This is a genomic window from Moraxella pluranimalium (assembly GCF_002014825.1).
GTDB classification, from domain to species: Bacteria; Pseudomonadota; Gammaproteobacteria; order Pseudomonadales; family Moraxellaceae; genus Moraxella; species Moraxella pluranimalium.
The window spans coordinates 1-24055 of the sequence record NZ_MUYU01000011.1 but is presented as its reverse complement, the minus strand read 5'-3'; the positions used below and the strand labels follow the sequence as shown (position 1 = coordinate 24055).

Sequence of the window (24055 nt, the reverse complement as noted above, 5' to 3'; positions counted from 1 at the left end):
TTTGGGGTGCGGTTCAAATTCATCGGCATTTTGTTTGGTATTGGTTAAGCAAGTTTTGGCTTATTTGCTTACGATACCCTTGTTGGCAAGCCATTCTTTCATCAAGACAATCTCTGGGTCTTGGGCATCGATGATGCCTTGGGCTAGGTTTCGGATTTGGTCATCTTGACCGTATTTGAGCTGGGTTTTTGCCATCGCCACTGCCCCTTGATGATGTGGAATCATCCCTTGGGCAAAGGCAACATCAGCATCATCATGATGCACCCCTGCCATCATCGCATCGTGCATACTCATATCAGCCAGATAAGCTTTGGCGTGCTCGCTGTCGGCATTGGTGGCATCTTTGTCTTTGGCGGTGGTGAGCCAATTTTGCATAAACTCAATCTCGGTTTGCTGTGCATCGATGATGTCTTGGGCAAGCTTACGCATGGTGGCATCTTTGCCGTATTTAAGCTGGATTTTCGCCATCTCAATCGCCCCTTGGTGATGTGGAATCATACCATCGACAAAGGCAACATCGGCATTGGCTTTGGTCGCCGCTGCCATCATCGCATCGTGCATGGTGCTCATCGACTGCATATACTCACTGGTGTGCGCTGCCATTGGCTTGGCGGTATCGTGATGAGCGTGGGCGTTGTGTGTGGTATTTTGAGTATCTGTTTTGTTTTGGTCAGTTTGTGCTTGTGGTGCTTGCTCGGTGGCGGTATCGGTGGCAGGCTGATTACAAGCGCTCAAGGCAGTCGCCAAAGCGATGGCAATAAGTGATTTTGAAACTGTGGTCATGATAACTCCTAAGCTGTTGCAATAAATGGATGGTGCTGTTAGTATAAACCTTAACCCTATGTCAAAGTCAAGCACCATCATGAACATCAGCCAAGCCGCCGCTCAAACAGGGCTATCCGCCAAACAAATTCGAGACTATGAAAAAGCGGGTCTGCTCCCCGCCACCACACGCACGGCATCAGGCTATCGCACTTATGGACAGTCAGCGATTGAGCGATTGACATTCATCGCACGAGCTCGGCAAGTGGGGTTTTCGTTGACTCAAATCCAAGCACTGCTTGCACTGCAAGACGACCCGAATCGCACCAGCTGTGCGGTCAAGGCGCTGACATCGGCGCATATCGATGAGTTGACTGCCAAGATTGCTCAGCTACAAGCCATGAAAGATACCCTGCAAGCATGGCATGATGCCTGTCATGGTGATGAGCGGTCGGACTGCGTGATTTTGCAGTCGTTGGGTGCATCAAACGAATAAGTTTTATCCTTTGCTACGCCATCAAGCCACACCTGAACAATTTGCAATCATGATTGACTGTACAGGCACTACCATCAAGTGCTTGCAGTTATCTATCAAAACATGGCTTATCCCCGCCATTATACCCCCACCGCATGATTGTTTTTGTTATAATGAATCGCTCAATATCAGCTACGGTAACACTATGTCCTTTTTTTCTTATTTTGAAAAGCGTTTAGACTCATTTCCAGACATCACCTTGCCCAAGACCACAGGCTCGCTGGCATCATTCATTTATGCGTGCACGACGGGTTTTCGGGGTTGGCTTGTGCTATTTACACTGCTGACGGCGGTGTCGGGGCTGTATTGGGCATTTGTCTATGCATGGGTGGGGCAGATTGTTGACTGGATGAGTGTGTATAGCCCAAGTCAGCTGTGGGCGGATAAAAAATCTGCGCTCATCACCATGTTTGCCATCAGTGTCTGTGTGCCTGTGGTGATGTTGTTTGAGACGACGATTCATCATCAGGTACTACAGGGCGTGACGCCGATGCGTTTGCGGTGGATTTTTCATCAGCATATGCTTGGGCAGTCGATGCAGTTTTATCAGGATGAATTTTCGGGACGAGTCTCTGCCAAGGTGATGCAGACGGCTTTGGCAGTCAGGGATGTGGTGATGACGGTGATTGGCGTGTTTGTGTTTATCACCACGTTTTTGGTGGGCTCGGGGGCGGTGCTGGTCAGTTTGCATCCGTTATTGGCAGTGCCATTTGTGCTGTGGGTGCTGATGGTGAGTGGTCTGCTGATTTTTTTGTTACCAAGATTACAAAACACCGCCAAAGAACAAGCTGATGCCCGTGCCTTGATGACAGGTCGAATCACCGATGCTTATGCCAATATCAGTACGGTCAAGCTATTTAGCCATTCTCGCCGTGAGTCGGCGTATGCCAAAGAAGCGATGAAGCATTTTTTGGGCAAGGTGCACAATCAGATGCGATTGGTGAGCTTGCTTGAGATAATGATTTCGACCATTGCGCTGATTACGGTTACAGGCTCGGTGGCGATGGGGCTGTATCTGTGGATGCAGGGCAATGTGGGCGCAGGTGCAGTGGCGGTGGCAGGTGCATTGGCAATCCGCTTGCAGGGCTTGACGCATTGGGTGCTGTGGGAGACGGCGTCGCTGTTTGAGCATTTGGGCACTGTCCAAGATGGTATGAAAACCTTGACCACACCCCATGCGGTCGTGGATAGGGCAGACGCCAAAGTGTTCCACGTGAAACAAGGTAAAATCGATTTTGAGCAAGTATCATTCAATTATGGCAAAGCCAACACAGCATTGTTGAATGATTTTAATCTTAGTATCCAAGCAGGCGAGAAAGTGGGCTTGGTCGGGCGCTCAGGCGCAGGCAAATCCACCTTAGTTAATCTGCTACTCAGATTTTATGATGTCGGTGGCGGTCGCATCAGTATCGATGGTCAGGACATCAGTGACATCACCCAAGAATCCCTACGCCAAAATATCGGCATGGTCACCCAAGACACAAGCCTACTACATCGCACCGTGCGAGAGAACATCGCCTATGGACGACCAGATGCCAGTGATGATGAGATTATCGCCGCAGCCAAGGCAGCACACGCTTGGGAATTTATCCAAACACTACAGGACAAGCACGGCAACACAGGGCTAGATACCCAAGTCGGCGAGCGGGGGGTCAAGCTATCAGGCGGTCAGCGTCAACGTATCGCCATCGCTCGTGTCATGCTAAAAAATGCACCGATTTTGCTACTGGATGAAGCGACCAGTGCGCTCGATAGCGAAGTGGAGCACGCCATCACCCAAAGTCTCGACGAGATGATGGCAGGCAAGACAGTGATTGCCATTGCACACAGACTCTCAACCATCGCATCGATGGATAAGCTTGTGGTGATGGATGGTGGCAATATCGTTGAGATGGGTAGTCATGATGAGCTGATTGCCAAAGGCGGTGTCTATGCGTCCTTGTGGGCACGCCAAAGTGGTGGGTTTTTGGGTGAAGATTAAGCCGACAGCAACCCTGTGTGATGCTGTGTATCATTTATCCAACAAAACTATTTTTATAATGTGATAAAATTAATCAATTAAAAAAAGCAAATTAACCATCATCAAGCGGCACGAACTTAGATGTTATCTTTGAGCTGTCATCTTTGTGGCGTGCTTGGCTTGATGATTAACCAGTATAAGGAGTGTCTATGGCATCAAACGCTCGTTTTGGCTTGCCTGTGTGGTCGATGGCATTACCATTGGTGGCGTGGGGATTGTACTTTTTTGGTATCAAAGGCAGTGTACTGCTACAGATATTGGGCGGGGTGTTTTTGATTGGTAGTGTGCTATCGGCGGTCTATCATGCCGAAGTGGTAGCGCACAAGGTGGGCGAGCCATTTGGTACGATTATTTTGGCGCTTGCCATTACTATCATCGAAGTGGCGCTGATTATCTCGCTGATGGTGGCAGGTGGGGATAATGCCGCTTATTTGGCTCGTGATACGGTATTTGCTGCTATTATGCTCATATTAAACGGTATTTTGGGTTTGTCATTGATGATTGGCGGGCTTAAGCACCGTGAGCAGTTTTTTGGTCAAAAATCGGCAAGCACTGCACTGATTACGCTGGTGTCGATTTTGGTGATGACGCTGATTTTGCCAAATTTCACCACAACCACCGCCGAAGGGACATATTCGTCTGCTCAGCTGATGTTTGTTGCCACCGCATCATTGGTGCTGTATGGCTCGTTTATCATGGTGCAGACGGTGCGTCATCGGGATTATTTTTTGGCAGCCGATGATGATTTGGACCATCATGCTGAGCCACCGTCAGGCAAGGTGACGGCGGCAAGCTTTGGCTTTTTGCTGGTGTGTCTTGGTATTGTGGTGCTACTTGCCAAGAGTCTATCGCCAAGTATCGAGTCGATGGTAGCGGCGATGGGTGCGCCTGCGGCTCTGGTCGGTGTGATTATCGCAGCGGTGGTGCTACTGCCCGAAGGCTTGGCTGCGCTCAATGCCGCCAATCGCAACCGCTTTCAGACCAGTCTAAACCTAGCGCTTGGCTCTGCGCTTGCTAGTATTGGCTTGACCATCCCTGCGGTGACGATTGTCTGCTTATTATATGACATTCCGCTCGTGCTTGGGCTTGATGGTAAATCGATGGTACTGCTTGGCTTATCGACATTCATCGTCATGCTATCGCTCAATCAAGGACGCACCAATATCCTATATGGTATCGTGCTGCTTGTGAACTTGGCGGCGTATATCTTTACCATCATCGTGCCATGATTCAAATCATGCCATGAACGATATCAGGCTTGTGATTGATTTAATCCAAGCCTGTTTTTGATGATATTGATAATAAAAATCGTTTCATACGGCATTTGTGGCTTGTATTCACCCATTTATCAATTTATAATATAAGCTTATATATCTTAAGCTGTAAATCAAGGACATTTGTGAGTACCACACTTCGACAACTGCGAGCCTTTGTGCTGGTCGCTGAACAAAATAGCTTTACCAAAGCTGCCGAAACTCTCTGCCTAACCCAATCGGCGCTGTCAGGATTGATCAAAGAGCTTGAACAAAATTTAGAAGTTAAGCTGTTTGATCGTACCACACGCAAACTGCACCTGTCGGATGCAGGCTTGCGATTACTCCCCCAAGCCAAACGAGTGCTCAACGAAATGAGCGTGCTCAACGAAAAGGTTGGCAACCTAAAATCTTTGCATCAAGGGCATGTGCGTCTGGCAGTATCACAACAGCTTTCTGCCAGCACCATGCCCAAATTTATCGCTAAATTCAGCGAAATTCACCCCAATATCCAAGTGACACTCACCGACTGCTCGGTCGATGATGTGGTCAATCATATTGAGAATCTCGAAGCGGATTTGGGCGTTGCTCCCGAGCGTTTTCACTCTGATGATCTCAATGCCGAAGCGCTGTTCGCATCCCCGTTTTATTTGGTGCTGCCAGCCACACACCCCTTTGCCAAAAAAGATGTCGTGCGTTGGTCGGATTTGATGAATGAGCGATTGATTACGCTCAATGGCCCATTTATCAAAAGCCTACAAAACGAGCTACCGACACAGATTTCGGGGCGTATTTTTAATCCAGATTTTGAAGTGAACTTTTTATCGACGGCGATTGGCATGACACGCATGGGTCTGGGCGTGACCTTGTGCCTGTTGTACGCTGCCGAATGGGTGGAGCAGTACGGGCTTGTCATGCGACCGATTGCCGACCCTGTGGTTGAGCGCAAATTTTTGCTTTATACGCACAAAAACCGCTCACTATCGCCCGCTGCGATTGCTTTCAAAGAGTTTTTGGAACAAAACGCCCATGAGTTTTTGGTCACCAACTCAAAAACCGCCAAGCTCTAAATACGACCGTCAAGCAGGCTTTGCTTGGCGGTTTTGTTGAAAATTGGCACAAAAAATGCGTGAATTTTCACCCACAAAGCGAAAGATTTGCGTTATACTAAGCTAATTAGTCTTTATAAACCACTTTTGTAAACCAACAAGGATAAAGCCATGTTTGAACATGTTACCGCTTATGCAGGCGACCCGATTTTGGGTTTGATGGATAAATTTGCCAATGACCCACGCACCGACATCAAGGTGAATCTAGGCGTTGGTGTGTACTACACCGAAGATGGCAAATTGCCAGTACTTGAGTGCGTCAAGGCAGCCGAAGCGATCATCGCCAATCCACCACGCCCACGCGGCTATCTACCGATGGATGGCTTGCCAGGTTATCGTAAAGCTTGCCAAGATTTGCTATTTGGCAAAAATAGCGCTGTCGTTGCCGAAGGCCGTGTCGCTACCATCGCAACCCTAGGCGGTTCAGGTGCGCTCAAAGTCGGTGCGGACTTTATCCATCAATGGTTCCCAACTGCCAAATGCTATGTGTCAAACCCAACTTGGGGCAACCACATCAGCATCTTTGAAGGTGCAGGTATGGAAGTGGGCAAATACCCATACTACGACCCTGCAACCATCGGCGTGAAGTTCGATGAGCTGTGCGAATTTTTCAAAACCCTAAACGAAAATGATGTCGTGCTACTGCACCCATGCTGCCACAACCCAACCGGTGTGGATTTGACCCGTGAGCAGTGGGATGTGCTATTACAAATCGTCAAAGACCAAAAATTGATTCCATTCATGGACATCGCTTATCAAGGCTTTGGCGAAGATATGGACGGTGATGCCTATGCCATTCGCCGTGCTGTTGAGATGGGCTTGCCGGTATTTGTCAGCAATTCATTTTCTAAGAACCTATCGCTATACGGCGAGCGTGTCGGCGGTCTATCGGTTGTCAGCCCAACCAAAGAAGAGTCGGACAAAGTACACGGTCAGCTCAAATTCACCGTGCGTCGTATCTACTCAAGCCCACCAGCACATGGTAATGCGGTCGTGGATATCGTGATGAATGATGACAAGCTGTTCACCCAATGGGTCGGCGAAGTCTATGAGATGCGTGACCGTATCCGTGAAATGCGTCAAAAGCTACAAGATGTACTATCTGCCAAGCTGCCTGAGCGTGATTTTAGCTATTTCACCAAGCAACAAGGGATGTTTAGCTTCACAGGTCTAACTGCTGAGCAAGTGGTGCGTCTGCGTGATGAATTTGCGGTATATATGGTCGAAAATGGCCGTATGTGTATCGCTGGTCTGAACAATGCCAATGTCGAATATGTCGCCAATGCGATGGCAGAAGTGTTGAAATAATCTGCTTATATTAGATAATAAACCTGCTTTGTATATCAAAGCAGGTTTTTTGTTGGATGATGTTGATAATAGCGGGTGATTTACGGTTTTCTTTCAATCACAGCACCGATGATTAGAAACTATCAGCAGGTACCCACACTTCACCAGTCATCAGACGGCGAGCCGAACGACTCATCGAGACCTTACGGGCAAGCCATTTCCCATCAACCAGTTCAGATTGACCGCCAACCAAAAGCGTCCCTGATGGATGACCAAAACGCACTTCTGTCAAAGCCTTTCCGCCTGCCACTTCATTGACCAATGTCCCCACAATTGTACCTGCTGTACCAATCGCAACTGAAGCTGTTCCCATCATCGCATGATGTAATTGCCCCATACTCATAGCACGAGCGAGTAAATTGATTTCACTTGCCTTGACGGTCTTACCACTTGATGCCACATAATCGGTAGGAGACGCAACCCAAGCAATTTTTGGCGTATGTTGGCGAGTTTCAGCTTCTTTAATGTCCGAAATTAAGCCCATTTTGACCGCACCATAAGCACGGATTTTTTCCAATTTTGCTAAAATTTCGCTATTTGAGTTGATGTCTTTTTGTAATTCCGTACCTGTAAAGCCTAAGTCTTTGGCACGCAAAAAGACCGTTGGAATCCCTGCATTAATCAAGGTGACATCAAATGTACCCACATCAGGCACATCTAAAGTATCCACTAAATTACCAGTTGGGAACATATCACCATCGCTGTCCACAGGGTCAATAAATTCGATTTTTACTTCACTTGCGGGGAAGGTTACGCCATCAAGCTCAAAATCGCCTGTTTCCTTAACTTGACCACCCGCTATCGGTACATGAGCGATAATGGTTTTGCCAATATTTTGTTGCCAAATTTTGACTTCACAAATGCCATTTTCAGGAATTTTATCCGCTGATACTAAACCATTCATGATGGCAAAACTGCCAACCGCTGCGGTGAGATTACCACAGTTTCCTGACCAGTCAATCATCGCTTTGTCAATGGCAACTTGACCAAATAGATAATTGACATCATGACCTGCCACGTCCGATTTGGATAAAATCACCACTTTTGATGTTGATGATGAACCGTTACCCAAACCGTCAATTTGCTTGCCATAAGGGTCTGGACTGCCCACCACACGCAATAAAAAGTTATCACGAGCAGAACCTGCCACTTGGCAACGCTCTGGTAAGTCCGTTAAGTTAAAAAATGTACCTTTTGAAGTACCGCCACGCATATAGGTGGCTTTGACTGATGTTTGCATGGTTACTCCTTATTTTGATACTTGTTAAGAAAATGAATATAATCTGATATTCTTCATTTACTTAGACATTTAATCTATTCTTTAATAAAGTCCAATCCTAACAATTTTTGAGGTGAAATATCCCACTCTTCGATATTAATTTCCCATCGGTCTTCAAGGAATCTGAGCATTTTTAAACCTCTATCATATATTTCTTTCGATGTCCATTCTTTGTTCAAAGAGACATCAATCTCACTGTATGACCCATTAAAATATCCCACTTCGTTTCCTGATGTGTTTTTATGCTTGACTTTGTAATCGAAGCAAAAATTTTGTAATTCTGAATTTTTACTACGAGATAGTAGTAATAAATTTCCTAAAGAGTTTAATAAAAATTTTTTTTCTGTTTTGCCATAGTTGTTAAAATCCTTGTCCCAACAGCTGTCTTTAGGGGTTTGTGGATAGATGTGCTCAATTGTATCTTCTTTTTTTCTTTTGCTAAAATCGCTCCACTCTACTTTATAATTGCCTTTGGCAATGTTTTGAAGATATAATTCATATTCAAATAAAAAATATCTTAGACCACTCCAATCATAAAAACCATCACCTTTATCATAGTTTTCAGAGATATGTGTGAGGAAATAGTTTAGATTGAATAAACCAATATAATGGGTATTTCCCTCATTATCTTGATTTTTTCCATCAATAGAATTCCTAATTCCCTTTACGACTCCTTCATAAGTAGTATTATTCTCAAAATAATCATTTGCCAATTTATAAAAATAACTATTTTTAATATTAGATTGACGATGGGTTACTCTAAAGACCAAAAATACAAATCTCTCTACAAGTTGAAGTAACTGAGCTATTTGTGGCTCTAAATCCTTATTTAAACTTGCCATTAATAAGGGAGGAAAAGCTCCCATACCTAGTCTATTGATTTTTTCTATCCATTCTTTTGTTTCCTCGGAATATTGAGAATAACTAGGATTGAATAAAAAAAACCAAGATTTTATGGATGTGTTTAAACTATCTATATATTTTTTGATATGACCAAAATTTAGTTCTGATGAGGCAATTTTTCTTACTGTAAAATGCTCATTTAAAAGAAATTTTGCATAAGAATCAGCCTCTCTGCGATTGTATTGAAAATACATAATCCAATGATTTTTCAAAAAATCATCATCATCAAGGGGCTTGTCTTTATTTTTCCCCAAATATTCATAAATAGTTTTCCAAGTTTCATTAATATCTTTTCTTAATAGTCTTTTTTCCTGATCGTTATTACTCAATATTGTAGAAAGGTAAATTAGTCTATTTTTTAATAATTCTAAATTGGATAATGCCTTACCTCTGTTATTCATAGTTTCAAAAGTAATAAAAACATCTAAGTCGCTATCAATTTCATAAAAATTAAATTTAAATTTAGAAGTGAGTTTTTGGAAAAGAGAGGAAAGTTTTTCATTGTCCAAACATTCTAATTTGATGGAAAAAAATTCTTTAGCGTTTTGTAAATTGGATGTATATAATGTTTGCTCTGGAACTTTATCTGATGTTGAAGACTCTTGATTGAGAATTTTGGTTTTAAAAAATTCATCACTAGGATTATCTTTTTCATAACCAAAAACATATGATTTATAGTGATCGCCATAAGAGTTGTAAAGAAATTTATTGATCCAAGATTGTTTGGGGGCAAAATTTATACCCTCATGATCATCAATTCGACCTAATATTTCATTGATAAGGATAATAGAGGTGGTTAGTCTTTGTTGCCCATCAATCAAATAATAGGCTTTTAGACCTTTGGTGCAAAGCCATTTATCTTCGTCGGCTATATTTGTTTCGGGCATAGGCTCTACGGTTAGTAAACCTGTGTAATGTAATCTATCATTACTTAAATTACACAAATCTTCCCAAAAATCTTCAAGCTGTTTGTCTTGCCAAGAATAACCGCGTTGAAAATCAGGAATTCTAAAAAACTTTTCATTAAAAATTTCAGTTAAAGATAATAATTTACTATTTGACATATATTGAATGATCCTAAATCTTATGATAAGCCAGATTGTGATTTTATCTGACTTATCATTAAGTGACAATAGTTACTTACCCATTCGCCAAAAACTCTTTCGCAAACTGCTGAAGTACACCACCTGCATTATAAGTTTTGACTTCTGCATCGCTATCTAGGCGACAGGTTACAGGCACTTCAACCATTTCACCATTGGCACGTTCAACCACAAGAATCACATCACCACGTGGTGTTAAATTACCAATCACGCTATAAGTTTCTGTACCATCAAGTTTCAGCGTTTTACGATTGACCCCATCTTTAAATTGCAGTGGTAACACGCCCATACCAATTAAGTTAGTACGGTGAATACGCTCAAACCCTTCTGCCACAATCGCTTCCACACCTGCCAAACGCACGCCTTTGGCTGCCCAGTCACGGCTTGAGCCTTGACCATAATCCGCCCCTGCGACAATAATCAGCGGTTGTTTACGGTTCATATAAGTTTCAATCGCTTCCCACATCCGCATCACTTTGCCATCAGGTTCAACACGAGCAAGCGAGCCTTGGCGTACCGAACCATCATCATTTAACACCATTTCATTAAATAATTTAGGGTTGGCAAGGGTTGCACGTTGAGCCGTTAAATGGTCGCCACGGTGCGTTGCATAACTGTTGAAATCTTCTTCAGGCACGCCCATTTTTTCCAAATATTCCCCTGCTGCCGAATTACGCACAATCGCATTTGATGGTGATAAATGGTCGGTTGTGATATTATCAGGCAAAATGGCAAGCGGACGCATATGCGTGAGCGTGCGTGGAGCAGCCAAAGCACCTTCCCAATATGGCGGACGGCGGATATAAGTGGACATTTCACGCCAGTTGTATAATGGGCTTTCTGCTTGTTCAGCTTGACCCAAATCAAACATTGGGATATAGACTTGCTTAAATTGTTCAGGTTTCACAGAAGACTGTACCAAGGCATCAATTTCTTCATCAGACGGCCAAATATCTTTTAAATAAATTGCCTTACCATCTTTATCAAAACCTAACGCATCATTTTCAATATCAAAACGAATCGTGCCTGCAATCGCATAGGCAACCACAAGTGGCGGACTGGCTAAGAATGCTTGTTTTGCATAGGGGTGAATACGTCCGTCAAAGTTGCGGTTACCAGACAGTACCGCTGTTGCATATAAATCACGGTCAATAATTTCTTGTTGGATTTTCGGGTCTAATGCACCAGACATACCATTACAGGTCGTACACGCATACGCCACGATACCAAAGCCCAATTTTTCTAAATCACCCAGTACGCCAGCTTCTTCTAGGTATAATGCCGCTGCTTTTGACCCAGGGGCAAACGATGATTTCACCCAAGGCTTACGAGTCAGACCAAGCTCATTGGCTTTACGAGCAAGCAAGCCAGCTGCAACGGTATTGCGTGGGTTTGATGTATTGGTACAAGATGTAATCGCTGCGATAATGACCGCACCATCAGGCATTAAGCCATCTTCACGATTTTCTACGACACCTGCAATGCCTTTAGCTTTTAAATCACTGGTTGATACACGAGCGTGTGGGTTGCTAGGGCCTGCGATATTGCGTGTTACGGTTGATAAATCAAAACGCAATACTCTTGGATATTCGGCTTTGACCATATCACTTGCCCAAAGACCAGTTGTTTTTGCATATTGCTCAACCAATTTAACTTGTTCAGGCTCACGACCAGTCAAAGTCAAATAATCAATGGTGTTTTGGTCAATGTAGAACATGGCAGCGGTTGCCCCATATTCAGGCGTCATGTTGGAAATGGTCGCACGGTCGCCAACAGACATACTATCCGCACCTTCACCAAAAAATTCCAAATACGCACCGACGACACGTTCTTTACGCAAAAATTCAGTTAAAGCAAGGACAATATCCGTTGCGGTAATGCCTGCTTTACGCTGACCAACCAATTCTACACCAATGATGTCAGGCAAACGCATCATTGACGGATGTCCAAGCATGACTGTTTCTGCTTCTAATCCGCCCACACCCACAGAAATTACCCCTAATGCGTCGGTATGTGGCGTATGGCTATCGGTACCGACACAGGTATCAGGGAAAGCAACACCCCTGCCGTTTTCGTCTGGGCGATTTTGAATCACAGGCGACATTTTTTCCAAATTAATTTGGTGCATAATGCCGTTACCTGCTGGAATCACATCGACATTTTTAAATGCGGTTTTTGTCCAGTCGATAAAATGGAAACGGTCATCATTTCGGCGATCTTCAACAGCACGGTTTTTGGCAAATGCGTCAGGGTCAAAACCGCCATATTCTACGGCTAATGAGTGGTCAACAATCAGTTGTGTTGGTACAACAGGATTGACTTTGGCAGGGTCGCCCCCTTGCTCAGCAATCGCATCACGCAAACCTGCTAAATCGACCAATGCCGTTTGCCCTAAAATGTCATGGCACACCACACGAGCAGGGTACCAAGGGAAATCCAGTGTCTGCTCACGGTTGATGAGCTGACCTAAGTAATCAGCCAACTTTTCAGGTTCGGCACGGCGAACGAGCTGTTCTGCCAAGACCTTAGAAGTATAGGGCAAGCCATCATAACTGCCTGCTTTGACATCTTCAACGGCTTGACGAACATCATAAAAATCAATGTTTTCGGTTAGGGGTTTGCGGTATTGGCTAGTCATTTTGGCTATACTCCTGTTTTGGTTTGCTAAGTCATTAATTGACACTAATTAATATGTTAAAAATACAGTTTTAAAAACTATAACCCAAAATCCACAGCAGAAATCATAACATCTGCACTGATGGGATTTAGGCGATATTGTTGTGGCTTGATTATCCATTGATTTTGATAATTCATCACGCCATAAAGTCCATCGGTTGTTGTAATGATGGCATAATCATCATAGGTGGTAATCTCTTTATACAAAGGTGCAATCAGTTCATCACCCTTGTAATTCATCACTCCTACCAAATCAGGTTTATCCACCAAGCTAAAAGTATTATAGTCATAAAGATAGCTATGATTATTGGTGTATTTGGCTGCGGTGATGATATTGCCATTTTTATCCACAATTTGCATGGCATGATCGCCTTTGGCGATATAAGGGGCGTATCCTTGGGGGTTAAACTCTCCTAATTTGCCTTGCAGTGTCGGTAGGGCAATATTGCCATGAATATCAATAGCATAACGGCAAACACCGCAATCAGTTGCCATATAACTATAAGCAAAACCATGTTCGTCAAATGCATAGCTGTTGCCCATACCTATGACATTCATCATATCTGAGTCAATGGCTGTTTTGATACTGGGTTTTGTTGGCAGAGTTGGTGGTATTTGCCAATCGCCTTGTTTATTCATAAAACCATAAGCGGTGCGCCTAGTATCATAGTCTGGGTGTGGCTGATAAACGGCAACCAAGTCTTGTTTGTCAAAGATGGGTGTTTTTTCATCAACAAAGTCAAACTTAGGTTCAATAACAATTTCGCCTTTAGCATTAATAATGCCCTGTTCGTTAGTGTTATTATCCTCAATCAACATATAACCACCATCATTCATGGGTGAGATAATGCTTAGGTGTTTGGGTAAAACAAATACCCAATTCCCCTGATTGTCTATCATACCACTTTGAGTGCCATCACAGGTTTCGGCAATGGCATATCCATCATGATAATATTTTGGATGCCGATTAAACTCCCCCAAAAGATTTCCTTTGTTATCTATCAAAGAAAGACAGTCATCATATTCTTTTTTGGTAACGACCCCTAAAATGTTATCGTTATTAATCCCTGCCAAAAATTGATTTTCATTAAAGCTAGGGTCTGGCTTATAAAAGGTTGGGGCAATCACCCAATTTGCCTGACCATCAATAAAGCCCCAACGTCTTGTAATGAATTCTTGTGCGGCAATGAGCCCGCTTTTTTGTTCACCAGCAGAATAATTAGGCTCTATATCACCGATGTTTTTACCTGCTAAAGATGTCTTTTGTCCTGTCGTAGTATCCAAAAGATAAGAATTCTCTAATGCCACCAAAAACCAAATTTGCTTTGCTAATTCTTTATCCAGACTCTCATTTGCATCATCATCTGGTTGTGTGCCATATCGCTCTTCATATAATTTTTTGTGGTATTGCCTGTGTTGGTGCTGATGCGCTTCAAACAAAAATTCCATTCTGGTTGCTAAATGTTCTTTTTGTTTATCATCAAGCTCAATTGGCTCAATGACATAACGTGGCTTGTGAATATCGGTGGTATCTGTCCATGCATTGGTATTTTTGATGGGCTCTAACGCTTTGCCATTAATGTCAAAGCGATGAATAATATCTTCATGTTTGCCATAGGCGTTAAATGCATAAATAACCCATTGATCATTTTCTTTTTTTAGATCAAGAGTGTTGTATTTGGCAGGAATGATGATTTCACCATCTTGGCCTATAATGCCATGAATGGTGTCATAGGGCATATGATCTTCATATTGTGGGTTTTTGATCGCATAATCAAATAACAGCGGTGTATTGGCATACACTGGTGTTAGATAGCCGCTAGCCAAACTTATGGCAACGCCCAAAAGACTTAAAAAAACTTTCATTATCGCTCTCAACTACTTAAGTAGTACTACTGTTAGCAAGGGGTTTGCGGTATTGGCTAGTCATTTTGGCTATACTCCTGTTTTATCTAAGATAAAAAATTAATTACTGTGGTAATTGACCCAAGATTCCTAATCCTTGAGCTTGATGAATGGATAATTTGCTAAACTCTGTTGGATTTTGACCTGTTAATAACTCATTGATTTTAGCGGGTATGTCTTCATGATTAACGCCTAAATACTCGCTATTTTCTTGATTTTTATCAAAATCATCATAAATCGCTTCAATGACTTGATTTAGATTTAAACCACTAAGATTAGGAAGTTTTAACTGCCTTTCTGCTGGAATTTGCTGACCAATGTTATAAAAATAGCGTTCATCTTCATCATTGCTATACTGAAAATATCGCACAATTTCATTATCTTGGACGATTTTCCAAGCAACTGCATCAACAACTCGATAACTTGTAAATGCAAAATAATTATCTACCAAATTATGAATTAAATTTAAATCTTCATTTACTGGAACAATGATATAAATATAATCATTTAAATTTGGCGTGATAAATACAGTAGAACTTTGCTGATAATCTTGATTTAGCGTTGTTAAACCATCATTCCAAGATAACTGCTTTTGCTCTGTCAATTTTAAATGCTTTGCAATATCTTGTAGGGTTAAATTTTTTCGGGTTAGTTCATGATTGCTGATGACATACCAAGTTGTCTTGTAACCAAAACTTTCCAAAACTTCACTGCTTTTGATTTCTTGATAGGGTGTATTAGTATTGATTGACTCAGCATGGGCGGTTGATAGCCCTAAAAAAGTCAATAAAGTAGAAAATATAGCTTTCATTATTACCCTTCAGTTACTTAAGTTTATTGCTGTTGGCGAGTGGTTTGTAGTGTTGGCTAGTCATTTTACCCATTTCAAAAAAATTGGCTAATAAAAATAAAACAATTTAAAAAGCCACCCAAAACACTTGGGCTTTAGGTGGCTTTTGTCTATGATATCAGGTTAATCAGTGATTAACGCTCATCCATCGGTACAAATGCCAAATCATCTGGGCCAGTGTAGTTGGCTGATGGGCGGATGATTTTGCCGTCTTGGCGTTGTTCGATGATGTGTGCTGACCAGCCTGTGGTACGAGCAATCACAAACAGCGGGGTGAACATCGCTGTCGGTACGCCTAGTTTTTGGTATGACACGGCTGAGAACCAGTCAAGGTTCGGGAACATTTTTTTCTCGTTCCACATCAGGGTCTCTAGGCGTTCAGCGACATCAAACAGTAGCATATCGCCACTTTCTTGTGACAGCTCACGAGCCACTTCTTTGATGACGACATTGCGTGGGTCGCTGACGGTATAGACAGGATGACCAAAGCCAATCACGATTTCTTTACGGCCGATACGCTCACGGATGTCTGCTTCGGCTTCGTCAGCACTGCGATAGCGTTTTTGGATGTCATAAGCGACTTCGTTGGCACCGCCGTGTTTCGGGCCTTTTAGTGCACCGATCGCACCAGAGATGGCAGAGTAGATGTCTGAGCCTGTACCTGCGATGACACGCGCGGTAAAGGTCGATGCGTTGAACTCATGCTCAGCATATAGGATGAGCGAGATGTGCATCGCGCGGATTTGCTCTTCGGTTGGGCGTTTGCCGTGCAATAGATGCAAGAAGTGACCGCCGATGCTGTCTTCATCGCTTTCTAGGTCGATGGTTTTGCCGTTTTGGGTGTATTGGAACCAGTACAGCAAGATTGAGCCTAAGCAGGCGATCAAGCGGTCAGCGATGTCACGAGCTTCTGATGCTGGCTGACTTTCACGCTCAGGCAGGGTACAGCCCAGTGCTGATACGCCGGTACGCATCACATCCATTGGGTGCGTGTGGGCAGGTAGGTTCTCTAGGACATGGCGTACACGCATTGGTAGATTGCGGTAGGCTTTGAGTTTTTTCTTATAGGCTGCCAGTTCAAATTTATCTGGCAGATGACCATGAATCAGTAGGTGCGCCACTTCTTCAAATTCGCAATGCTTGGCAAGGTCAAGGATGTCATAGCCACGATAGCTTAGATCGTTGCCTGAGCGTCCGACTGTACATAGGGCAGTGTTACCTGCAGGTACGCCAGATAGTGCGACACTCTTTTTTGGTTTTGGGGTGGTTGGGGTGGTGTCTGCCATGTCATATCTCCTTATCAATGGCGATTTGCTTGCTAATGTCTTAGCTTGCTTAGGTTAAATTCCAATTTAGGTTACAGTCCAAATTTTATGATACCAGTATGTCCGATTTTGATAGCTAGTACCAATAATATCAAATAAATCATCAGCTTAAACACCGTACCGCTGATATATTCTCGTAGCCACATACCGACGAACAGTCCGAGCATCGAGATGGCGGTCAATAGCCCAAGTAAGGTGTATTGACGCTGATCAAATGCCACATATTGCCCCCACAGCATCACCACTTGTACCACTTTGCCGAGCAGATAGCATAGGTTGCTGGCTTTGGCGATGGTGTTTTTGTCATCGGTTTTGCTAAATAGATAAATCAGCAAAATCGGTGACATGGCATTGGTTGCACCACCGACCATCCCTGCGACCAGTCCAAACAGGCTCATGCTAAGCTTGCCTGTTGGGACGGTGAGTGGTTTGACTTTGCCTATGAGCGTCAATAGCCCGTGCGTGGCATAATACAAAGTCACCACAGCCATCATCAGATACAGATACGCCACAGGCAAAATCAGTAGTAGCTTGACACCGATAATCCCACCGATGACGCTTGAGATGGCAAGTAGTTTGTACTGGTGCAAATAGTCTGTCAGCTCACGCCAGATGCCTTGTTTGTTGTTTGAGCATAGCACCAATAAGCTCATCAAAAGGCTTGGTATGGCAACGATGGCGACAGCTTGTGATAGGGGTAGGCTAAAGGATAATGCGCTTGTCCCTATCATCGGAAAGCCCATGCCTGTGATGCCATGCAAAATACCTGCAATGGCAAAGATAATCAGCTGGATAATATCATTCACAGGCAGGCGTACCGATTATTTTTTGCTAGCAAATAGCGCATCGAGCTTTTGTTCGTAGCTGTGATAATTGAGAAAATCATACAGCTCCATGCGAGTTTGCATGGTATCGACCACAGAAGTTTGTACGCCTTCGTCTTTGAGCACTTGATAGACATTGAGTGCGGCTTTGTTCATCGCACGAAATGCCGATAGCGGATACAGTACCATATCCACACCTACTTCAAATAGCTCATCAGTGGTGTATAGGTCGGTTTGACCAAACTCAGTCATATTGGCAAGTACAGGGATGTCTAGCACATCGGTGAATTTGCGATACATTGAGATGTCGGTTAATGCTTCAGCAAAGATCATATCAGCGCCTGCTTCTTGGAATGCCACAGCACGCTCGACAGCAGCATCTAGACCTTCGACAGATAGGGCATCAGTACGAGCCATCACCACAAAGTCAGGATCGACTTTGGCATCTAGAGCGGCTTTTAGGCGATCGACCATCTCAGCGGTAGAGACGATTTCTTTGTTTGGGCGGTGACCACAGCGTTTTTGGGCGACTTGGTCTTCGATATGCACGGCAGCGACGCCGGCTTTTTCCATTTGTTTGATGGTTTGGGCGATGTTGAATGCGCCGCCCCAACCAGTGTCAATGTCCACGAGTAGTGGGGTATCGACCGCATTGGTGATGCGAGTGGCGTCAGTGAGTACATCATTGAGACTGGTCATGCCAAGATCAGGCAGACCAAAAGAAGCGTTGGCGACACCGCCACCAGATAGGTAGATGGCTTTGTGTCCGACTTGGGTTGCCATCATGGCAGTATAGGCATTGATTGTGCCGACAATTTGAAGTGGCTTGTTGTTGGCTTTTTCGCTGGCGATGGCGTCACGAAAACGGCGACCTGCTGAAACTTGGCTCATATCATCTTTCCTTATCTGATTACAAATTGACTACACAGAACGATTTTATACCTTAACTATACTCCAATTTTTAGCGTTTGTCTTTAGTGGATTTTGTACAAAAATTATCCAACTTGGACAAGATTTTCCAATACTATGCAATTTATGCATAAAATATCCTGTTTTTTGCATATTTTTGGCGATTGTTATGCAAGCTTCACATAGTATTGGTAGTTTGTAGCAATATTTAGTTACAAAAATATAACATATCCATCACGCATTATGCGCCATCTTTTTTGCCAAGTGCCAATGGTGCAGGCGCTTGGATGTCATGACGCTCATACACATCCAAAATCGCACGGTGCAGTGCTTCGATGTGCGGTATCGGATTGTGCGCAAGCGTATTGATATACATCGGTGAGGTAAAATCATGCGCCAATGGCAGATAGCAAATCTGCTCGGTGCGGACAGTTTTTAGGCTTTCAGGCACGATGGTAAAGCCTTCGCTAGCGGCAACCATCGCCAGTGCCACCTGAATATCACGCACACGGATGTTGTTCTTTGGCTGTGCGCCTGTCTGCTCAAACAGCTGTAGCAGTGGGTCAGTCTCAACCAAATTCACCGTCGGATTTGGCGTTTTGTGGTACAAAATCAGCGTGTCATTTGCCAGTGCCGACAGGCTCATCGCTTGAGCCTCTTGTTTGGCAAGCGGATGCCATTTTGGTACAGCGAGCACAAATGGCTCATGGCGTAAAAAGGTCTGCTGAATCAGATTGTCTTGGGCGGCAAAGCGACCAAAACCTACATCAATCTCGCCAGATTTTAGGGCGGCGACCTGTTGCTGAAAGCTCATTTCGATGACTTTGATATCAAAATCAGGGTGCGTGCCACCGATATTTTGGCGTAGCTGAGAGATAACTTCAGGTAGTAGCCCGTACAGCACCGAGACCACCGAGCCGATGACCAAGCGGTTTTGGCGACCATCGCCGAATCGGCGTGTCAAAGCCATCGCCTGCTCAAGCTCAAATAGGGGCTGTTTGACATGACGATACAAAAATTCACCAGCATCCGTCAAAGTCATTGGACGATGATGACGCTCAAACAGCTCAACTTGCAGGGTGTCTTCAAGCTGCTGAATTTGACGACTCAGCGATGGCTGAGACAGCCCAAGCGCCTTGGCAGATTGACTGACACTACCAGTCGTTGCAAGGTGCATAAAGTAGCCAAGTTGTCTAAATTCCATAAAATCTCCCGATAAGTTGTTAACTTATTACATCTTTCACTAATGATAATACCACTATTTCACAAAATTTCCAATCCCTTGCAACCCTTTATTTTATATATGTTTGCGGTATTTTTATCACTATTCATTTTTCAAATAATCTTATCAAAAATGATGGATTTTTATTGAAATTGATTATCAGATTTGGTTAAAAATTGACCAAATTCTCACCATGTAACAATGCTTGTTCGTGGGATAAAGTGCTGTATCGGTTTGTTGGTATTTATCCAAGATAAGATGGGCTTGGGCTTGTGAATTTCTGAAGTGGTATCAGCGGTGGTGAGTTATAGTATGCTTAATTCACATAATCATTGCTCTAAATGGTCAATTTGAACACTGATGACATCAAAAAAACACCCCAAAAGCTGTCTAACTGTTGGGGTGTGGTTCAGTGCTTGAATGTTCTTGTAATGGGTGTGAGTGCGTGTTTCTTACGCCATCAAAAACACACTTGACCAAGCACCACCGCCTTGTCCGCCCCTGTCACAGCAGGGACATTGCCTGCACGGCCTAGGATGTTTTGGCGAGCCAGCCAAGCAAAAGCCATGCCTTCGACGAGTGTCGGGTGCACGCCATACTGCTGACTGTTGATGACATCCAAATCGGGCAGATGTGCTTGCAGGCGTGCCATCAAGTGTGTGTTTAGCGCACCGCCACCACAGACGATGAGCGAGCCTGCTTTGACAAAGCGTGCGATATCACGACTGGCACTGACGGCGGTAAGCTCAGCAAGTGTGGCTTGGACATCGGCGGGGCTATAACGCAGTGCCGGATGGTCATGATTGAGCTTGCCAAGCATCTCATCGAGCCATGCTAAGTGGAACTCTTCACGGCCAGTGCTTTTTGGGGGGTGTTTGTCAAAAAACGGATGGCTAAGCAGTAGCGATAATAGTGGCTCAATCACCACGCCTGAGCGTGCCATCTCGCCATCTTTATCATAGCTTGCCCCTGTATGGCGAGCCACCCACGCATCCATGAGCAGATTGGCAACCCCAGTATCAAAGCCCATCGGCGTGCCTGTGCCATCATGGTCAAGCACGGTGATATTGGCGATACCGCCGAGATTGAGCACGGCTTTGACGCCATCATCCATGCCAAACATCGCCTGATGAAAGGCAGGCACGAGCGGCGCACCTTGACCGCCGACCGCCATATCACGACGGCGAAAATCACTCACCACAGCGATACCAGTGCGTTCGGCAAGCACATTAGGGTCAAGTAGTTGTAAGCTAAACGACCACTGCGGACGATGACGCACCGTCTGCCCATGACAGCCGATGGCGCTGACTTTATCGGCGCTGACATTGGCTTTGGCAAGTAATTCGAGCACCACTTGTGCGGCAAAATTGGCATAATACACACTTGCCCAGCCATAGACATCCAGCTCACTTTCAAAGCCAAGCTGATTATCCAAAATATAATCCGCCACGCCATTGGGCGCAGTCAAAGCAAGCAAAGCATCACGCAACTCGTCATCAAAAGGCAAGCTGTGACTGGCGATAACCGATGGTGCACCATCATCAAAAAACTCACACAGCACCGCATCCATCCCATCTAGGCTCGTGCCACTCATCATGCCAATAAAATAAGGCGCCTCATCCAATAAATTAGCACCGCTATCATCAAACAACTGCGTCATCTGCTCAAAAAAATCATCAGTCTGTGTCATCATCTTGCCTAAATTCACAAAAAATTCGCCACCTAGCATAGCAAATTTTCACCCCAAACGATATGAATTTTTGCGTTAAAGCAATCCTATGGATGACTTTTTGTGCAATTTTGATATAATCAAGGTAGTTTTTATTTGTACAAAATCAATAGGTAAGATTATGAGCGATTTTTTGAGCCCAGAAGAACAATTAGCCCTGATTAAGCGTGGCGTCGATGCCATCTATTCTGAAGAAGATTTGTTGGCAAAATTAAAACAAAATCGCCCACTGCGTATCAAGCTTGGCATGGACCCGACAGCGCCAGATTTGCATTTTGGTCATACGGTGGTATTGAACAAACTGCGTCATTTTCAGGATTTGGGTCATGAAGTGCTGTTTTTGATTGGGGATTATACCGCGCGCATCGGTGACCCAACGGGCAAGAACAACACCCGTCCGCCGCTGTCCGAAGAGCAGGTCAAAGCCAATGCCAAGACCTATGCCGAGCAGGTGTTCAAGATTTTGGATAAAGACAAGACCAAGATTGTCTTTAACTCAGAATGGTTTGGCAAAATGTCAGCAGGCGATATGATTGCCCTAGCAAGCCAAGTGACCGTCTCTCGTATGCTTGAGCGTGATGATTTTAGCAAGCGTTATGCATCGCAGACGCCGATTGCGATTCATGAATTTTTGTACCCATTGGTACAAGGCTATGACTCAGTGGCGCTACAGGCGGATGTGGAGCTGGGCGGTACTGACCAGACCTTTAATATCTTGATGGGTCGTACGCTACAAGGCCGCTACAACCAAGAAGCCCAAGTGTGTATCACCATGCCGATTCTAGAAGGCTTGGATGGTGTTCAAAAAATGAGTAAATCACTGGGCAACTACATCGGTATCGATGACCCTGCCGGCGTGATGTTCCAAAAAGTGCTATCGATGCCAGACTCACTGATTCCCCGCTACTTTGAGCTATTAAGCTTTAAGCCGATGGATGAAGTCAATGCACTACTTGATGAGATGGCAAACGGTCGCAATCCCCAAGAAATCAAACGCATCCTAGCGCTTGAGCTGATTGAGCGTTTCCATGGAGCGGAAGCTGCCGAAAACGCCCACAAATCTGCAGGTAACCGCCTAGCCGATGGCGAGCTGCCAGTGGATTTGCCAGAAGTGACACTCAGCCTTGGCGAGCAAGACAAGCTATTTATCACCCAAGTGCTAAACGGTGCAAATCTAGCCAAAAACAGCGCACAAGCCAAAGATATGCTGTCTCGTGGCGCGGTTAAGGTCGATGGTGAAGTGGTCGATGCCAGCTTTGCACTATCAGCAGGGCAGGCGGTAGTCATCCAAGCAGGTAAAAAGGCGTATGCGAGGGTGACTGTCACCTAATTCTTGAAATAAAGTAACAAAAGCTGTATATTATTAATATACAGCTTTTGTTACGAAATAGGGAGTTGGAAATATAATGGATTTATTATCAATACAAATTTATGTGCTTGCAGTATTGACTGTTGTCATCGTTGGTCTTCTCTTTATTTTGATAAAGCAAAGAAAAGAACATCAACAATATAGAATTGAAAAAGATATTGAAATTTCAAATGCTCTCAATGAAATGATGCGGCAGAAAGAAGAGTTTCATGCCGAGCAAATAAAATTTACAGAAGAGTTTCAGGCAAAACTTGCTCAAAAGGAAGAGCAAATAATACAACAGAAGATGGAATATTCAAAGGAAAAGGAACAGGCTATCAAACAGGCAAAAAAATATGCTTTAGATGCGCAAAGAAATAAAGTAAAAGGTCAGGTGTCCGAAAATTTTATTCCATTCATGCAGGGTTTTGAATATCAGGCGTCAGATTGTCATTTCTTTGGAAATCCAATAGATTATATTGTATATAATAATGTGCACAGATATGTGGATGGAGAGTGTGCTTTTGATGATGTCAGTATTGTTTTTCTAGAAGTAAAAACAGGAAAAGCATCATTGAATGAAAGGCAAAAAGCTATCCGAGATGCAATTGCTCAGGGCAAAGTACGTTTTGAAATGGTTAGAATGTTGGAAGATACATCAATTATTACAGAGGAAATAGTGGAATGCGGACAAGAAGGCTTTGCTATAGATCGAAGACAGCTTGATAACAATCCATTAAGCAGAGCTAATGAAAAATGGACGGAAGAAGAGGAATGGGCATTGGTAGAATCATACGATAACGGATTGAATTATTACCAATTGGCGGCTATACATAAGAGAACAGCCCAAGCAATTATCTCCAGATTGAAAAAAATGGGAAAAATTGCCTAAATTGCTCCGTTGAGAAAATTTTCATATTTAGTATGAAAATTTTCTCAACAAAATCAACCCCTTA

General features: G+C 43.9%; 18 protein-coding genes. 7 read left to right on the top strand and 11 right to left on the bottom strand.

Annotated elements, in window-relative coordinates; genetic code table 11:
- Positions 1-60 precede the first annotated feature (60 nt).
- A complete protein-coding gene (gene copM, locus B0680_RS04835; RefSeq protein WP_078253942.1) occupies positions 61-783 on the bottom strand; it encodes a CopM family metallochaperone in 723 nt (240 codons plus the stop codon).
- Between the two features lie 58 nt (positions 784-841).
- On the opposite strand from copM, the gene cueR reads away from it, so the two are divergent.
- The 5 genes from cueR (at position 842) to B0680_RS04810 (ending at position 6987) form a co-directional block, all read left to right on the top strand.
- Positions 842-1258, top strand: coding sequence for a Cu(I)-responsive transcriptional regulator (gene cueR, locus B0680_RS04830; protein WP_228143755.1), 417 nt, complete (start codon positions 842-844; stop codon positions 1256-1258).
- 184 nt (positions 1259-1442) lie between these two features.
- A complete protein-coding gene (locus tag B0680_RS04825) occupies positions 1443-3278 on the top strand; it encodes an ABC transporter ATP-binding protein (RefSeq protein WP_078253945.1) in 1836 nt (611 codons plus the stop codon).
- 188 nt (positions 3279-3466) lie between these two features.
- A complete protein-coding gene (locus tag B0680_RS04820; RefSeq protein ID WP_078253941.1) occupies positions 3467-4546 on the top strand; it encodes a calcium:proton antiporter in 1080 nt (359 codons plus the stop codon).
- A 170-nt stretch (positions 4547-4716) separates the two neighbouring features.
- Positions 4717-5640: a LysR family transcriptional regulator gene (locus B0680_RS04815; RefSeq protein ID WP_078253940.1), complete on the top strand. Its 924-nt coding sequence runs from the start codon at positions 4717-4719 to the stop codon at positions 5638-5640.
- Positions 5641-5790: 150 nt separating this feature from the next.
- A complete protein-coding gene (locus B0680_RS04810; RefSeq protein ID WP_078253939.1) occupies positions 5791-6987 on the top strand; it encodes an amino acid aminotransferase in 1197 nt (398 codons plus the stop codon).
- Positions 6988-7099: 112 nt separating this feature from the next.
- On the opposite strand, the gene prpF is transcribed toward B0680_RS04810, so the two are convergent.
- The 10 genes from prpF to B0680_RS04760 form a co-directional block, all read right to left on the bottom strand.
- On the bottom strand, positions 7100-8266 hold the full coding sequence (gene prpF, locus B0680_RS04805; RefSeq protein WP_078253937.1) for a 2-methylaconitate cis-trans isomerase PrpF: 1167 nt from the start codon (positions 8264-8266) through the stop codon (positions 7100-7102).
- Between the two features lie 74 nt (positions 8267-8340).
- Positions 8341-10272 carry a DUF262 domain-containing protein gene (locus tag B0680_RS04800; RefSeq protein WP_078253935.1) on the bottom strand — a complete coding sequence of 644 codons (1932 nt, stop codon included), beginning with the start codon at positions 10270-10272 and terminating at the stop codon, positions 8341-8343.
- 76 nt (positions 10273-10348) lie between these two features.
- The gene (acnD, locus tag B0680_RS04795) at positions 10349-12949 is read right to left on the bottom strand and encodes a Fe/S-dependent 2-methylisocitrate dehydratase AcnD (RefSeq protein WP_078253933.1); all 2601 of its coding nucleotides are present in this window, start codon (positions 12947-12949) and stop codon (positions 10349-10351) included.
- Positions 12950-13026: 77 nt separating this feature from the next.
- Positions 13027-14853 carry a WG repeat-containing protein gene (locus B0680_RS04790; protein WP_078253932.1) on the bottom strand — a complete coding sequence of 609 codons (1827 nt, stop codon included), beginning with the start codon at positions 14851-14853 and terminating at the stop codon, positions 13027-13029.
- Between the two features lie 103 nt (positions 14854-14956).
- Positions 14957-15703 (bottom strand): hypothetical protein, encoded by a 747-nt coding sequence (locus B0680_RS04785; RefSeq protein WP_078253930.1) that lies wholly within the window; start codon positions 15701-15703, stop codon positions 14957-14959.
- A 173-nt stretch (positions 15704-15876) separates the two neighbouring features.
- The gene (gene prpC / locus B0680_RS04780; protein ID WP_078253929.1) at positions 15877-17028 is read right to left on the bottom strand and encodes a bifunctional 2-methylcitrate synthase/citrate synthase; all 1152 of its coding nucleotides are present in this window, start codon (positions 17026-17028) and stop codon (positions 15877-15879) included.
- A 71-nt stretch (positions 17029-17099) separates the two neighbouring features.
- Positions 17100-17873 (bottom strand): sulfite exporter TauE/SafE family protein, encoded by a 774-nt coding sequence (locus B0680_RS04775; RefSeq protein WP_078253928.1) that lies wholly within the window; start codon positions 17871-17873, stop codon positions 17100-17102.
- Positions 17874-17888: 15 nt separating this feature from the next.
- A complete protein-coding gene (gene prpB, locus B0680_RS04770; protein ID WP_078253927.1) occupies positions 17889-18782 on the bottom strand; it encodes a methylisocitrate lyase in 894 nt (297 codons plus the stop codon).
- A gap of 259 nt (positions 18783-19041) precedes the next feature.
- Positions 19042-20004: a LysR family transcriptional regulator gene (locus tag B0680_RS04765; RefSeq protein ID WP_078253926.1), complete on the bottom strand. Its 963-nt coding sequence runs from the start codon at positions 20002-20004 to the stop codon at positions 19042-19044.
- Positions 20005-20482: 478 nt separating this feature from the next.
- Positions 20483-21712, bottom strand: a complete 1230-nt coding sequence (locus tag B0680_RS04760) for an anhydro-N-acetylmuramic acid kinase (RefSeq protein WP_078253944.1) — start codon at positions 21710-21712, stop codon at positions 20483-20485.
- A 160-nt stretch (positions 21713-21872) separates the two neighbouring features.
- On the opposite strand from B0680_RS04760, the gene tyrS reads away from it, so the two are divergent.
- Positions 21873-23081 carry a tyrosine--tRNA ligase gene (tyrS, locus tag B0680_RS04755; RefSeq protein WP_078253925.1) on the top strand — a complete coding sequence of 403 codons (1209 nt, stop codon included), beginning with the start codon at positions 21873-21875 and terminating at the stop codon, positions 23079-23081.
- A 76-nt stretch (positions 23082-23157) separates the two neighbouring features.
- A complete protein-coding gene (locus tag B0680_RS04750; protein WP_078253924.1) occupies positions 23158-23991 on the top strand; it encodes a Holliday junction resolvase-like protein in 834 nt (277 codons plus the stop codon).
- The last annotated feature ends 64 nt before the right edge of the window (positions 23992-24055 follow it).

What these genes read in the sequence shown, in the direction of transcription:
- copM (WP_078253942.1), bottom strand. Translation starts at nt 783, where the DNA reads ATGACCACAGTTTCAAAATCACTTATTGCCATCGCTTTGGCGACTGCC.
- cueR (WP_228143755.1), top strand. Translation starts at nt 842, where the DNA reads ATGTCAAAGTCAAGCACCATCATGAACATCAGCCAAGCCGCCGCTCAA.
- B0680_RS04825 (WP_078253945.1), top strand. Translation starts at nt 1,443, where the DNA reads ATGTCCTTTTTTTCTTATTTTGAAAAGCGTTTAGACTCATTTCCAGAC.
- B0680_RS04820 (WP_078253941.1), top strand. Translation starts at nt 3,467, where the DNA reads ATGGCATCAAACGCTCGTTTTGGCTTGCCTGTGTGGTCGATGGCATTA.
- B0680_RS04810 (WP_078253939.1), top strand. Translation starts at nt 5,791, where the DNA reads ATGTTTGAACATGTTACCGCTTATGCAGGCGACCCGATTTTGGGTTTG.
- prpF (WP_078253937.1), bottom strand. Translation starts at nt 8,266, where the DNA reads ATGCAAACATCAGTCAAAGCCACCTATATGCGTGGCGGTACTTCAAAA.
- B0680_RS04800 (WP_078253935.1), bottom strand. Translation starts at nt 10,272, where the DNA reads ATGTCAAATAGTAAATTATTATCTTTAACTGAAATTTTTAATGAAAAG.
- acnD (WP_078253933.1), bottom strand. Translation starts at nt 12,949, where the DNA reads ATGACTAGCCAATACCGCAAACCCCTAACCGAAAACATTGATTTTTAT.
- B0680_RS04790 (WP_078253932.1), bottom strand. Translation starts at nt 14,853, where the DNA reads ATGAAAGTTTTTTTAAGTCTTTTGGGCGTTGCCATAAGTTTGGCTAGC.
- B0680_RS04785 (WP_078253930.1), bottom strand. Translation starts at nt 15,703, where the DNA reads ATGAAAGCTATATTTTCTACTTTATTGACTTTTTTAGGGCTATCAACC.
- prpC (WP_078253929.1), bottom strand. Translation starts at nt 17,028, where the DNA reads ATGGCAGACACCACCCCAACCACCCCAAAACCAAAAAAGAGTGTCGCA.
- prpB (WP_078253927.1), bottom strand. Translation starts at nt 18,782, where the DNA reads ATGAGCCAAGTTTCAGCAGGTCGCCGTTTTCGTGACGCCATCGCCAGC.
- B0680_RS04765 (WP_078253926.1), bottom strand. Translation starts at nt 20,004, where the DNA reads ATGGAATTTAGACAACTTGGCTACTTTATGCACCTTGCAACGACTGGT.
- B0680_RS04760 (WP_078253944.1), bottom strand. Translation starts at nt 21,712, where the DNA reads ATGACACAGACTGATGATTTTTTTGAGCAGATGACGCAGTTGTTTGAT.
- tyrS (WP_078253925.1), top strand. Translation starts at nt 21,873, where the DNA reads ATGAGCGATTTTTTGAGCCCAGAAGAACAATTAGCCCTGATTAAGCGT.
- B0680_RS04750 (WP_078253924.1), top strand. Translation starts at nt 23,158, where the DNA reads ATGGATTTATTATCAATACAAATTTATGTGCTTGCAGTATTGACTGTT.